This window comes from Streptomyces violascens (genome assembly GCF_014649955.1).
In the GTDB taxonomy this organism is placed as follows: domain Bacteria; phylum Actinomycetota; class Actinomycetes; order Streptomycetales; family Streptomycetaceae; genus Streptomyces; species Streptomyces violascens.
Genome location: NZ_BMUA01000010.1, coordinates 200,558 through 213,077, shown reverse-complemented (window position 1 = coordinate 213,077; position 12,520 = coordinate 200,558). Strand labels below are relative to the sequence as shown.

Here is a 12,520-nt window from a genome sequence, read left to right as displayed (position 1 = left end):
GCCGCCGAGGCGGAGGCCGAACGGGAATGGGTCGGCCGAAACGGGCCCGGGGCGGAATGCTTTCGGCCGATGCCGGTGTTCGACCGTAGAGATGCTTGCTTGACCGACGTTGCTCGATATTGCCCGAGGAGAGACATGCCCGAGTCCGCCAAGACCCCCGTCGACTTCTGGTTCGACCCCCTCTGCCCCTGGGCCTGGATGACCTCGCGCTGGATGCTGGAGGTCGAGAAGGTCCGCGACGTCGAGGTCCGCTGGCACGTGATGAGCCTCGCGGTGCTGAACGAGGACCGCCTGGACGAGCTGCCCGAGGAGTACGCCGAGAACATGCGGCCCGGCGGCAAGTCCTGGGGCCCGGTGCGCGTCGTGACCGCGGCACAGCAGCTGCACGGCGACGAGGTCGTCGGCAAGCTGTACACCGCGCTCGGTACCCGCTTCCACAACGAGGGCCTCGGCGTGAACCGGGACTCCATCGCCGCGGCGCTGAAGGACGTGGGCCTGCCCGCCGACCTCATCGACTACGTCGACCGGGACACCTACGACGTGCAGATGCGCGCCTCCCACAAGGAGGGCATCGAGAAGGTCGGCCAGGACGTCGGCACCCCGGTCATCGCGGTGCCGGGCGCCGACGGCGAGCAGATCGCCTTCTTCGGCCCGGTCGTCACCCCCGCTCCCCAGGGCGAGGCCGCCGCCAAGCTGTGGGACGGCACCCTGCTCGTCGCCGCCACCCCGGGCTTCTACGAAATCAAGCGCAGCCGCACCAAGGGCCCCGACTTCAGCAACCTCTGACCGTCACGGGGCGTCCGGGCCCGTCCGTACGGGCGCCCCGTTCAGGGCAGCCGGATGTGGTCCCCGAAGAGGCGCTTGCCGAAGCCGGCGCGCAGGTTGCGGCAGCCCCCTTTCGGCGAGTGGCGGGGATTCCCGGGCCATTGGCGGGGGAGCGGCAGTACCAGAAGCAGCCGGGTACGCGACCGGCCCCCGCGAGTCACGTCCTCGCGGGGGCCGGTCGTTCTTCCGCCTGCAGGTGAAGGTTGAGAAGACGATCACGAGCAGGACGTCGGGTGTCGTAAGGGCGTGCCTTACGGGGCCAGGATCAGGTTGTTACCGGCCTGCTTGGCGGCGGCGTAACGCTTCGCCACGTCCTGCCAGTTGACGACCCGCCACATGGCCTCGATGAAGTCGACCTTCTGGTTCTTGTACTGGAGGTAGAAGGCGTGCTCCCAGGCGTCGAAGACCAGGATCGGGGTCGAGCCCTGGCCGACGTTGCCCTGGTGGTCGTAGATCTGCTCGACCACGAGGCGGCCGCTGATCGGCTCGTAGGCGAGGACGCCCCAGCCCGAACCCTGCGTCGTCGCCGAGGCCTTGGTCAGCTGGGCCTTGAACTTGGCGAAGGAGCCGAAGGACTCGGTGATGGCGTCGGACAGTTCGCCCACGCCGTCCTTGTCGAGCGGCTCGCCGCCGCCGTCGCCCGTCATGTTGTGCCAGTAGATCGAGTGCAGGATGTGGCCGGAGAGGTGGAACGCGAGGTTCTTCTCCAGGCCGTTGATCGAGCCCCAGGCGTCCTTGTCGCGCGCCTCCGCGAGCTGCTCCAGGGTGTCGTTCGCGCCCTTCACGTACGCCGCGTGGTGCTTGTCGTGGTGCAGCTCGATGATCTCCGGGCTGATGACGGGTTCGAGCGCCGCGTAGTCGTACGGAAGTTCAGGAAGCGTGTAAATGGCCATGTCCGAGCCCTCCGACTGCTCACTGCAAATGCTTATTGCAATTGATGTGCAAGTGCACGCTACCAGCAGCAATGCGGGTTTGCAGGTAAGGGTGGCCTCAGCAAAAAGTCCTGCGTCCCGAGGCCTAGGGCCAGGGGGCGCAGGACAGTTGAGAGGGGGGACGGGCCGTTCGGTCAGGCGTCGATCGGGGTCTGCGTCGACGTGCGCTGACGGATGTAGCCGATGATCGCGAGCACCAGGGTGAGGCCGCCCGTGTAGTAGAGCTGCACCCGCGTGCCGTCCTCACGGGCCATCAGGACGAAGACGATCGCCATGCCGAACAGCGCGGCCCAGGTGAGCCACGGGTATAGCCACATCTTCACGACGAGCTTCTCCGGCGACTCGCGCTCGAGGCGGCGGCGCAGCAGCAACTGCGAGGCGGCGATGAAGAACCAGACGACCAGGATGATCGCGCCGATGGTGTTCAGGAGCCACTGGAAGATGTCGTCCGGACGCCAGTAGCTGAGCAGCACGCACACGAAGCCGAAGGCGGAGGAGACGAGGACCGCGACCCGCGGCACCCCGCCGGAGATCCTGCCGAGCGCCTTGGGGCCCTGGCCGCGCGAGACGAGCGAGCCGGCCATGCGGGAGGCGCCGTAGATGTTCGCGTTCATCGCCGAGAGCAGGGCGACCAGGATCACGACGTTCATGATGTGGCTCGCGGCCGGGATGCCGAGGTAGTCCAGGGTGGCGACGTAGGGGCCCTTGGTCGCGATGTCCTTCGCGGTCCAGGGCAGCAGCGTCACGACGACCGCCATCGAGCCGATGTAGAAGATCGCGATCCGCCACATCGCGGTGCGCACGGCCTTCGCGACGCCCTGGACGGGGTGTTCGGACTCGGCCGCGGCGATGGTGACCGTCTCCAGGCCGCCGTACGCGAAGACGGAGGCGAGCAGCCCGACGATGAGGCCCTCGCTGCCGTTGGGCATGAAGCCGCCCTGGCCGGTGAGGTTGGTCAGGCCCGGGGCGCTCGTGTCCGGCAGCACGCCGATGATCGCGAGCACGCCGATGACCAGGAAGAGGACGATCGCGCCGATCTTCAGCGCGGCGAACCAGAACTCGAACTCGCCGAAGTTCTTCACGGCCGCCAGGTTGGTGCCGCAGAACAGCAGCATGAACACGGCGACCAGGGCCCACTCCGGGACGCCCGGCAGCCAGCCGTGCACGATGCCGGCGGCGCCGATGCCCTCCAGACCGACGGCCACACAGAGCAGGAACCAGAAGGCCCAGCCCGCGGTGAACCCGGCCCACGGGCCGATCGCCCGCTCGGCGTGCACCGAGAACGAGCCGGACGCGGGGTTGGCGGCCGACATCTCGCCCAGCATGCGCATGACGAGCATGACCAGGGCGCCGGATATCGCATAGGCGAGGACGATCGAGGGGCCGGCCGCGGCGATCGCGGTGCCGGAGCCGACGAACAGGCCGGCGCCGATGACGCCGCCGAGGGCGATCATCGAGAGATGGCGCTGCTTGAGACCATGGGTGAGCGGTGAGTCGGTCTGCGGCCGGCTGTCGTTCTGCGCGGGCGCGGTTGTCCGAGACATGGGCATGCCCTGTTCAGTAGCTGATCCACCGGGTCGGCGGCACGGAGGCCCACAGTCTTAGGGCGGCCCCGCTCAGAGGGAACACCCGACCGCTATGCGGACACCCGACTCACACAGCGTGAAGATACGGGCGCTTTTTGTTTACATGAACTTCACACGCGGCGCGTGCGCAACTCCCGTACCCCTGCCACCAGAAGCACCGCGGCCGTCGCGCCGGCCGACCACAGTACCTGCGGCCGGGCCGAGTCGTCGAAGAGCATCAGGACGAGCACCGCGGCCATCGCGGCGAGCGCCGCCCACGTGAGATACGGGAAGGCCCACATCTTCAGCGTCAGCGTCTCGGGCGCCTCGCGCTCGATCCGGCGGCGCAGCCGCAGCTGCGAGACGGCGATCAGCGCCCACACGAACAGGAGCACCGCACCGACCGCGTTGAGCATGTAGAGGAACACCGAGTCCGGCCACTTCAGGTTCAGCAGGACGGAGATGAACCCGAAGGCCACCGACGCGAGCACCGCCCGGCGCGGCACCCCGCCGCCGGACACCTTCAGCAGGCCCCCCGGCGCCTCGCCCCGCTCGGCGAGCGAGAAGACCATGCGCGAGGAGCCGTACAGATTGGCGTTCAGGGCGGAGAGCAGCGCCACGAACACCACGATGTTCATGATCTGGCCGGCATACGGGATGCCGATCGCGTCGAGGACCGCGACGTACGGGCTCTGGCCCGGCTTCATCGACGTCCACGGCAGCAGCGTCACGATGACCAGCATCGAGCCCACGTAGAAGAAGAGGATCCGCCACACCGCGCTGCGCACCGCGCGCCCGACCGCGCGGGCCGGGTCGTCGGACTCGGCGGCGGCGATCGTGACGACCTCCAGACCGCCGAACGCGAAGATCACCGCGAGCACCCCGGAGACCACCCCGCTCCATCCGGCGGGCAGGAAGCCGCCCTGCCCGGTCAGGTTGGACAGGCCCACCGCCGAGGTGTCCGGAAGGACACCGAAGATCGCGAGCAGCCCGAGCACCAGGAACGTGACGATCGCGAAGATCTTCAGGGCGGCGAACCAGAACTCGAATTCGCCGAAGTTCTTGACCGCGGCCAGGTTGGCGCCGGTGAACACCACCATGAAGATCAGCACCCAGGCCCACTGCGGCACCCCGGGTGCCCAGCCGTTCGCGATCTTCGCGGCACCGGTCGCCTCCACGGCGAGGACCACCACGAGCAGGAACCAGTAGAGCCAGCCGACGCTGAACCCGGCCCAGCGGCCGAGCGCGCGCTCCGCATGCACCGAGAAGGAGCCCGAAGCGGGCATCGCCGACGACATCTCGCCGAGCATCCGCATCACCAGCATCGCGATCGCGCCCGCGATCAGATACGAGACGACGATGCCCGGGCCCGCCACCGCGATCCCGGCACCCGACCCCACGAAGAGCCCCGCGCCGATCACCCCGCCGAGGCCGAGCATGGTCAGATGGCGCTGCTTCAGCCCGTGCGAGAGGGGCTCCGCGGGCAAGGAGTCGTGCATGGCCCTCGTACTTTCGGTTTATGGAGAACCTACAGTCTCGCGGAGCCACGGCCTCCGGCGCAAAAGGGATACTCGACTCCATCACCGCAGTGACGAGGGTCACGCGCGAGCGGGCATGAAACCAGCCCTTTGTTCAGACCCCACCAAGGCTTCAACGCCCGCTTTGTGGGCGGCTGCTGGTGATCCAGTGAGAATCAGTGGGCTAACGTCACCGTGTCCCCAGCACGTCCCGCTGCCCCAATACCTGCCGGAGTTCCGATGAGCACTGCGTCCGCCGCCGCCCCCCGCACCGGATCGGTACTCGCCGACCTGCTGCCTGCCTCCCGCACCAAGGACATCGCGCTCGTCGTCGGCGGCGCGGCGCTGACCGGACTCGCCGCCCAGATCGCCGTGCCCGTCCCCGGCTCGCCCGTCCCGGTCACCGGCCAGACGTTCGCGGCGCTGCTCGTCGGCGCGGGCCTCGGCGCGGGCCGCGGCTTCCTCTCGCTCGCGCTGTACGCCCTGGTCGGCATGGCCGGGATGCCCTGGTTCGCGAACGGCACCTCCGGTGCGGGCGGCGCCTCCTTCGGCTACGTGCTCGGCATGCTGCTCGCCTCCACCGTCGTCGGCGCCCTGGCCCGCCGTGGCGCGGACCGCTCGGTGCCGCGCACCGCGGGCACGATGGTGCTCGGCTCGGCGATCATCTACGCGGTGGGCGTCCCCTACCTCGCCGCCTCGGCCGGCATGTCCCTGACCGCGGCGGTCGCCGCCGGCCTCACGCCGTTCCTCCTGGGCGACGCCCTGAAGGCGGCCCTGGCGATGGGCCTGCTCCCGGCGGCCTGGAAGCTGATCGGCCGCAAGGGCTGACGTCCCTACGATGCGCGATGCAAAAAGGGCCCGGCAACTGCCGGGCCCTTTTTGCGTTACCGGTGTGGACGTCAGTGCCTGGCCATCCACCGGCGGCCCCGGGTCGTCCACCACAGGCCCGTGCCCCCGGCGATCAGGAACAGGGCGCCCGCCGCGGCCAGCGGGAGTACTCCGTCGTTGACGCCCGTCTTGGGGAGCTGGGGCGGTGCGGAGGGGGAGGACGGGGGCTCAGTGGCCGGGGTTCCGCTCGGGGACGGCGAGGCCGTGCCCGAGGGCGGGGCGGCGGGGACGTTGTCCGTGCCGAGCAGCAGCGGGGTGTCCGGCGCGTTCGGCGTCGGCTTGGTCGTGCCGAACGGCACCGGGCCCTGCTGCCAGAGCACCTTGTCGCTCTTCCCCTCCATCACCGGCAGGCAGATCTTGCCGGTCTTCGACAGGTCGTACGTCGCCGAGACGGTGTACGACTTCGACCGGCCGGGCGCCAGATCCGAAATCGCGCAGCCGTAGCCGCTGTTGGTGCCCGCCGGCAGCTTGTTCTTCGCGACCGGCGTGCAGTCCTTGACGCCGGTGATCTTCATGCCGTCCAGGCCGAGCACGGTCAGGGTGACCGGCCCGGTGGCCTTGCTCCCGTGGTTGGCGACCGTCGCCGTGAACGTGGTGCGGTGCGTCGTGTTGTCGACCTTGATCGTCGACGGCAGCTCGGTGGAGATCTTCAGGTCCGCCGGGGCGCTCGGCCCGGGTGTGCCGCCCTGGCTGCTGCCCGGCGTCGGATCGGCCGCGAACGCCGCCCCCGCTCCGAACGGCAAAATCAGCAAGGCCGCGAATACAGAGGCAAATAGAGATCCCTTGGCTTTTCGAACGTGCATTTCCCATCCCCCTCACCCGCATTGGGTGTGTCTGTGCACAGAAGGGTCCCACAAGATTTCCAGGAATTATGCTGTGATGGTGTCACTGTCGTGAATCAGTCCTGGTCACAGTAGGTGCTGAGGGGGTGGGTGTTCATGCCGGGAACGCGGGGGCTATTGATCGCCGGGCGCTACCGCCTGGGCGAAACAATTGGCCAGGGTGGAATGGGGCGGGTGTGGCGCGCGGCGGACGAGATACTCGACCGGCAGGTCGCTGTAAAGGAAATGCGCATCAATGAACTCGATGCAGAGGACAGCCGGATTCGCCGCGAACGCACCCTGCGCGAGGCCCGGGCCACCGCCCGGATCGACCACCCCAATGTGGTGCGGGTCTACGACGTGGTGGCCGAGGAGAGCGACCGGCTCTGGATCGTGATGGAGCTCGTCGAGTCCCGCTCCCTGGAGAAACTCCTCCTGGAGGACGGGCCGGTGACTCCGCGCGAGGCCGCCCGCATCGGCATCGGCCTCGCCGCGGCCCTCGTCGAGGTGCACGCGGTGGGCGTCCTGCACCGCGACATCAAACCCGGCAACGTCCTGCTCGGCCCCGGCGGCCGCGTCGTCCTCACCGACTTCGGCATCGCCGCGATCCAGGACGCGGCCGCCCTCACCGTCGTCGGCATGCTGGTCGGCTCCCCGGACTACATGGCGCCCGAACGGGTCTCGGGCAAGCCGCAGGGCCCCGCGTCCGACGTGTGGTCGCTCGGCGCCACCCTGTGCGCGGCGGTCGCCGGCTGCTCCCCGTTCGCCCGGCCCTCCACCCTCGCCACCCTGCACGCCGTGCTCTACGAGGAGCCCGAACTCCCGGACACCGCAGGCCCGTTGGCCCCGCTCCTCGCGCAGCTCCTGGTCAAGGACCCCGAGCTGCGGCCCGGCCTGGACGAGATCGCCGCCCGTCTGATGCCGATCGCCGCGCCCCCCACCGTCCTCGCCACCGGGCCGGCGCCCGTGCCGCATCCCCCCACCCTCCAGGTGTTCGGCGACCCGCCGCGCTGGCCCGGTGGCCCGTCCGTACGGGAGGAACCGCCGCCCCCGCCCAGGGAGTCGCCCCCGGCGCCCGGATCCGTATCACCCGGGCCCGCAGCGCCCGGACCCGTAGCGCCGGAGCCCGTGCGGGAGGAGCCGAAGCCGTCGCCCCGGCGTCGGCGGGCAGGCAAGGGGCTCCTGCTCACGGCCGTCGTTGTGGTGGCCGCCGCCGTGGCCGCCGTGCTGATCGCCACGACCGCGAATCAGCACGGCGACAGCGGCGGCGCGGGGGGCTCCAGCAGTTCCGCGCCGCCCACCGTGGCCGGCACCTCGCGCCCGCCCTCCGCGACTCCGCCCGCCGGTTCGATCGACGAGACCGGCTTCGCCTGGATCCCGCCCAAGGGCTGGACCCGTACCGCCAAGAGCCCGTCCAACGTCCACTACCACGCGCCGGGCGGAAAACAGGAGATCGCCGCCTCGTACGCACTCGTACGCGGCGGCGATCTCATGACCCAGTGGCAGGAGGCCGAGGCGGGTTCCCACGACGTGCCCGGCTACCAGAAGATCCGGCTCGACCGGACGACCTTCCACGACCAGCCCGCCATCATCTGGGACTACGACTTCACCCAGAACGGCGTCCCGTGGAAGGCCCGCCAGATCGGCTTCAACGAGGGCGGCAAGTCGTACCAGATCAACACCTGGTACGAGGCCGACACGGAGTCCGCCGCCCTCACCACCTATGACGCGGTGACGTCCTCGTTCACCCCGCTGTAGGCGGGGGCGGCGCGGCCCGCGAGGACCTTCTCCTTGACGACCGCGATCACGATGACGATCGCCGCGACGAGCAGCGACAGGAGCACCTGCTCGCGCCCGGACTTGTCGAACAGCATGTAGACGAGGACGAAGGAGATCATCCCGATCGTCAGCCAGGTGAGATAGGGGAAGCCCCACATCTTCACGGTCAGCTTCTCCGGCTGCTCGCGCAGGATGATCCCGCGCATCCGCAGCTGCGTGAAGCAGATGACCAGCCACACGAACAGGGCGACCGCGCCCGAGGAGTTCAGGAGGAACGCGAAGACGGTGTCCGGCCACTTGTAGTTGAAGAACACCGCGATGAAGCCGAAGACGACCGAGGACAGGATCGCGACCTGCGGCACGCCCCGCTTGTTCGTCCGGGCGAAGGACTTCGGCGCGTCCCCGCGCTCACCGAGCGAGAACGCCATCCGGGAGGCCGTGTACAGGCCGGAGTTGAGGCAGGACAGCACCGCCGTCAGAACGATCACGTTCATGATCTGGTCGGCGTGCGGGATGCCGATCGTCTTCAGGGCGGCGACGTACGAGCCGTCCGCGACGATCGAGGGGTCGCTCCACTTCAGGAGGGTGAGCACGATGAAGATCGAGCCGAGGTAGAAGACCGCGATCCGCCAGATCACGCTGTTGGTGGCCTTGGTCACGGCGCGCCGCGGGTCCTCGGACTCGCCGGCGGCCAGGGTGACGATCTCGGAGCCCATGAAGGAGAATACGACCATCAGCACACCGGTCAGGATCGCGCCGTAGCCCTTGGGGAAGAACCCGCCCGCGTCCGTGAGGTGCGCGAAGCCCGCGCCCGGGTTGTGCGAGCCCGGCAGCACGCCGAACACCGCGAGCAGACCGATGACCACGAAGCCGCCGATCGCGACGACCTTGATCCCGGCGAACCAGAACTCGAACTCACCGTACGAGGACACCGAGGCCAGGTTGGTGGCGGTGAGCACCACCATCACTATGAGCGCCCAGCCCCACTGCGGGACCCCCGGCACCCACTCGTGCAGGATCTTCGCGCCGGCCGTTCCCTCGACCGCGAGCACCACGACCCAGAAGAACCAGTAGAGCCAGCCGATCGAGAACCCGGCCCAGCGGCCGAGCGCACGGTCCGCGTATGCCGAGAACGAGCCCGACGACGGGCGGGCGGCGGCCATCTCGCCCAGCATCCGCATGACGAAGACGACCATCACGCCGACGAGTGCGTACGAGAGCAGGATGGCGGGTCCGGCGGCGGCGATGCCGGAGCCGGAGCCCACGAACAGGCCGGCGCCGATCACGCCACCGATGGCGATCATGGACAGATGGCGGTTCTTGAGACCGGCCTTGAGGCCGCTGTCGGGCACCTGCGAATCACCGGTTTCACCGGGCAGGCGGTCTTCCTTCGCAAGGGACGGCTGCGAGGTCATGGACGCTTCCTTACGTCTTCGGAGCACTCGGGTTACGAGCCCGGGTATTCAAACCTGGTCCGCTTCGGGACGGAAGGCCTGAATCCGGATCGTTAGACGGGACCAAGTGCGGGGACCAAAGTCCTCACCCCGCTCAGCCCTGCCCAGCCCCGCGCATGCCACACTCGGGGGCATGCGCGTGTACCTCGGCTCCGACCATGCCGGCTTCGAACTCAAGAACCACCTCGTCGAGTGGCTCACGGCCCACGGCCACGAGCCCGTGGACTGCGGTCCGCACATCTATGACGCCCAGGACGACTACCCGCCGTTCTGCCTGCGTGCCGCCGAGAAGACGGCCGCGGACCCGGACTCCCTCGGCATCGTCATCGGCGGCTCCGGCAACGGAGAGCAGATCGCCGCCAACAAGGTCAAGGGCGTCCGCGCCGCACTGGCCTGGAGCGAGCAGACCGCGGCGCTCGGCCGTGAGCACAACGACGCCAACGTGATCTCCATCGGCGGCCGGATGCACACCGAGGAGGAGGCGACCAAGTTCGTCGAGATCTTCCTCGCCACCCCGTACTCGGGTGAGGCACGTCACACCCGCCGGATCGAGATGCTCACCGAGTACGAGACCACCGGCAAGCTCCCCGAGATCCCGGCCCACCACCCCCAGCAGGGCTGATCATCACCCATGCCTGAAGGGCACACGATCCACCGGCTGGCCGCCGACCACGACCTCGTGTTCGGCGGCCGTCCGCTGCGCGTCTCCAGCCCCCAGGGCAAGTTCTCGGACGGCGCGGCCCTGGTCGACGGCCTGGTCCTGGAGAGCGCCGAGGCGCACGGCAAGCACCTGTTCCTCGGCTTCGGCCCGTCCGGCTGGGTCCACATCCACCTGGGCCTGTTCGGCAAGTACGGCTTCGGCGATGCCCCGGCCCCGCCGGCCACCGAGACCGTACGGCTGCGGCTGATCAACGACGAGGCGTACGCGGACCTGCGCGGACCGACGACCTGTGCGCTGATCACCGACGGCGAGAAGCAGGCGATACACGACCGGCTCGGCCCCGACCCGCTGCGCGCCCGCGACACCGGCGAGAAGGCCTGGCAGCGGATCTCGAAGAGCCGCACCACGATCGCCGCCCTGCTCATGGACCAGAAGGTCATCGCGGGCGTGGGCAACGTGTACCGCGCCGAGGTCCTCTTCCGGCACGGCATCGACCCGTACCGGCTCGGCAAGGACCTCACCCGCGCCGAGTGGGACGCGGTCTGGGCCGACCTGGTGGAGCTGATGCGCGAGGGCGTGCGGCTGGGCAGGATCGACACCGTCCGCCCCGAGCACACCCCCGAGGCGATGGGCCGCCCGCCGCGCGTGGACGACCACGGCGGCGAGGTGTACGTCTACCGCCGCGCCCACCAGCCCTGCCACATCTGTGGCGGCGAGATCCGCACCGCCGGTCTCGCCGCCCGCAATCTCTTCTGGTGCCCCGGCTGTCAGAAGCCGTGAGGCAGCCACGGCGCGAGCTCGCTGCCGAACGCCGTCGAGGCCTCGGCCAGCGCGCCCGGGCGCAGCTCGCGCACCCGGCCCGAGCCCGCGAGTGAGGCAAGGGTGACCCCGCCGAGGTAGGCGGCGCCCAACTCCCTTACGGACAGGGCCAGTTCGGCCGGATCCTCGGTGCGGACGCAGGACGCGCCCTTCGCGTCACCGGTCAGCCGCCAGCGGCCCGCGTTCCACGGACAGAACGCGTCCTCGACCTCCAGGACCACGTCGACGGGCGCCGCGTACGTACGCGCCTCGAGGGCCGCGCCCACCTCGACGAGCCGTACGTGCAGCGAGTCCTTCAGCCGCAGCTCGCAGCGGCGCACGTCGGAGACGAGGTGCTGGAACGGGTCGTCGGCCGGGCGGCTCTTCACCTTCAGCGTGTTCGTCAGGTCGATGCCGAACAGGTAGCGCCACAGCGCCGCGGACACCGCCGGGTCCACCGCCTCCAGGTCGGTCAGCGTGACCGTGCCGTCCACGCCGGCCGGCCCCGACTTCGAGGCGACCCGGTAGCGGGCGTATCCGACGAGCTCCCCGTCGCGCTCGGCCAGCACGCACTGCAACGGCGAGGCGCCGTCCCGGTAGGCCACCGGGTCGCACGTGGTGAACCGGTCCCAGCCGGGCTGCCGGGCCAGCATGCCGGGCCGCCCCGGCACGAGGCGCGCGTACAGGGCCTCGCACTCGGCCAGCGAATCCGCCACCTTCACGTACCGCAGCCGCACCTCGTCGGTGCCGGGCGGCACATCGAGGCGGACCCGGGTCGTGTCGATCTCCGCGGACAGCGCCATCGTGGCGATGCCGTACCCGAAGCGCCCGTAGATGGCCGGCTCGGACGCGGTCAGGACGGCCAGCGCCTCGCCGCGCTCGCGCACGTCGTCGAGCTGGCGGCGCATCATCGAGGTGAGGATGCCGCGGCGGCGGTGGGTGCCCATGACGCCGACCCCGGTCACGCCCGCGGCCGGCACCACGGCCCCGCCCGGCACGCTCAGCCGGAACGGGAAGGTGCTGGTGCCGGCCACGCACTGCGAGCCGTCCCACACGGCGATCGACCGCGCGGGGTCGATCAGCTCGCGCCACAGCTCGACTTCCTCGGGGGCATCCGAAATCCCCCCGAAGGCCACCAGCAGGGCTCCGTACCACTCGTCCCACTCGGCCGGGTCCAGAACCCGAAACTCCATCGTCATATGCCATGACTAGCAGGGACGACACGGGGGGAGCGAACGGATTTCAGGCACCTGCGGCCGCCGGGCAGGGGGCCGTGCCCC

Annotated in this window: 11 protein-coding genes; 5 read left to right on the top strand and 6 right to left on the bottom strand. The window is 69.8% G+C overall.

The features are described from left to right. Positions 1-135: 135 nt before the first annotated feature. On the top strand, positions 136-786 hold the full coding sequence (locus IE206_RS21535; protein ID WP_189964433.1) for a DsbA family protein: 651 nt from the start codon (positions 136-138) through the stop codon (positions 784-786). A 290-nt stretch (positions 787-1,076) separates the two neighbouring features. On the opposite strand, the gene IE206_RS21530 is transcribed toward IE206_RS21535, so the two are convergent. The 3 genes from IE206_RS21530 to IE206_RS21520 all read right to left on the bottom strand — a co-directional run bounded on the left by IE206_RS21530 (position 1,077) and on the right by IE206_RS21520 (position 4,821). Continuing rightward, on the bottom strand, positions 1,077-1,718 hold the full coding sequence (locus IE206_RS21530; protein WP_189964431.1) for a superoxide dismutase: 642 nt from the start codon (positions 1,716-1,718) through the stop codon (positions 1,077-1,079). 173 nt (positions 1,719-1,891) lie between these two features. After that, positions 1,892-3,301 (bottom strand): amino acid permease, encoded by a 1,410-nt coding sequence (locus IE206_RS21525; RefSeq protein WP_189964429.1) that lies wholly within the window; start codon positions 3,299-3,301, stop codon positions 1,892-1,894. A 152-nt stretch (positions 3,302-3,453) separates the two neighbouring features. Then, positions 3,454-4,821, bottom strand: coding sequence for an amino acid permease (locus tag IE206_RS21520; protein WP_189964427.1), 1,368 nt, complete (start codon positions 4,819-4,821; stop codon positions 3,454-3,456). A gap of 258 nt (positions 4,822-5,079) precedes the next feature. On the opposite strand from IE206_RS21520, the gene IE206_RS21515 reads away from it, so the two are divergent. Further along, a complete protein-coding gene (locus IE206_RS21515) occupies positions 5,080-5,667 on the top strand; it encodes a biotin transporter BioY (protein WP_189964425.1) in 588 nt (195 codons plus the stop codon). Positions 5,668-5,738: 71 nt separating this feature from the next. On the opposite strand, the gene IE206_RS21510 is transcribed toward IE206_RS21515, so the two are convergent. Beyond that, a complete protein-coding gene (locus IE206_RS21510) occupies positions 5,739-6,479 on the bottom strand; it encodes an LPXTG cell wall anchor domain-containing protein (RefSeq protein ID WP_226598950.1) in 741 nt (246 codons plus the stop codon). 186 nt (positions 6,480-6,665) lie between these two features. On the opposite strand from IE206_RS21510, the gene IE206_RS21505 reads away from it, so the two are divergent. Further along, on the top strand, positions 6,666-8,306 hold the full coding sequence (locus IE206_RS21505) for a serine/threonine-protein kinase (RefSeq protein WP_189964421.1): 1,641 nt from the start codon (positions 6,666-6,668) through the stop codon (positions 8,304-8,306). Here IE206_RS21505 and IE206_RS21500 read toward each other — a convergent pair. Beyond that, positions 8,270-9,742 carry an amino acid permease gene (locus IE206_RS21500; protein WP_189964419.1) on the bottom strand — a complete coding sequence of 491 codons (1,473 nt, stop codon included), beginning with the start codon at positions 9,740-9,742 and terminating at the stop codon, positions 8,270-8,272. The genes IE206_RS21505 and IE206_RS21500 overlap by 37 nt on opposite strands. Before the next feature lie 172 nt (positions 9,743-9,914). Here IE206_RS21500 and IE206_RS21495 point away from each other — a divergent pair, with 172 nt between their 5' ends. Next, the gene (locus IE206_RS21495; protein WP_189964417.1) at positions 9,915-10,403 is read left to right on the top strand and encodes a ribose-5-phosphate isomerase; all 489 of its coding nucleotides are present in this window, start codon (positions 9,915-9,917) and stop codon (positions 10,401-10,403) included. A gap of 9 nt (positions 10,404-10,412) precedes the next feature. Continuing rightward, a complete protein-coding gene (locus tag IE206_RS21490; protein WP_189964415.1) occupies positions 10,413-11,222 on the top strand; it encodes an Fpg/Nei family DNA glycosylase in 810 nt (269 codons plus the stop codon). Here IE206_RS21490 and IE206_RS21485 read toward each other — a convergent pair. Beyond that, on the bottom strand, positions 11,210-12,439 hold the full coding sequence (locus IE206_RS21485; protein ID WP_189964413.1) for a GNAT family N-acetyltransferase: 1,230 nt from the start codon (positions 12,437-12,439) through the stop codon (positions 11,210-11,212). The genes IE206_RS21490 and IE206_RS21485 overlap by 13 nt on opposite strands. Positions 12,440-12,520 lie beyond the last annotated feature (81 nt).

What these genes read in the sequence shown, in the direction of transcription:
- IE206_RS21535 (WP_189964433.1), top strand. Translation starts at nt 136, where the DNA reads ATGCCCGAGTCCGCCAAGACCCCCGTCGACTTCTGGTTCGACCCCCTC.
- IE206_RS21485 (WP_189964413.1), bottom strand. Translation starts at nt 12,439, where the DNA reads ATGACGATGGAGTTTCGGGTTCTGGACCCGGCCGAGTGGGACGAGTGG.
- IE206_RS21530 (WP_189964431.1), bottom strand. Translation starts at nt 1,718, where the DNA reads ATGGCCATTTACACGCTTCCTGAACTTCCGTACGACTACGCGGCGCTC.
- IE206_RS21525 (WP_189964429.1), bottom strand. Translation starts at nt 3,301, where the DNA reads ATGTCTCGGACAACCGCGCCCGCGCAGAACGACAGCCGGCCGCAGACC.
- IE206_RS21520 (WP_189964427.1), bottom strand. Translation starts at nt 4,821, where the DNA reads ATGCACGACTCCTTGCCCGCGGAGCCCCTCTCGCACGGGCTGAAGCAG.
- IE206_RS21495 (WP_189964417.1), top strand. Translation starts at nt 9,915, where the DNA reads ATGCGCGTGTACCTCGGCTCCGACCATGCCGGCTTCGAACTCAAGAAC.
- IE206_RS21505 (WP_189964421.1), top strand. Translation starts at nt 6,666, where the DNA reads ATGCCGGGAACGCGGGGGCTATTGATCGCCGGGCGCTACCGCCTGGGC.
- IE206_RS21500 (WP_189964419.1), bottom strand. Translation starts at nt 9,742, where the DNA reads ATGACCTCGCAGCCGTCCCTTGCGAAGGAAGACCGCCTGCCCGGTGAA.
- IE206_RS21515 (WP_189964425.1), top strand. Translation starts at nt 5,080, where the DNA reads ATGAGCACTGCGTCCGCCGCCGCCCCCCGCACCGGATCGGTACTCGCC.
- IE206_RS21490 (WP_189964415.1), top strand. Translation starts at nt 10,413, where the DNA reads ATGCCTGAAGGGCACACGATCCACCGGCTGGCCGCCGACCACGACCTC.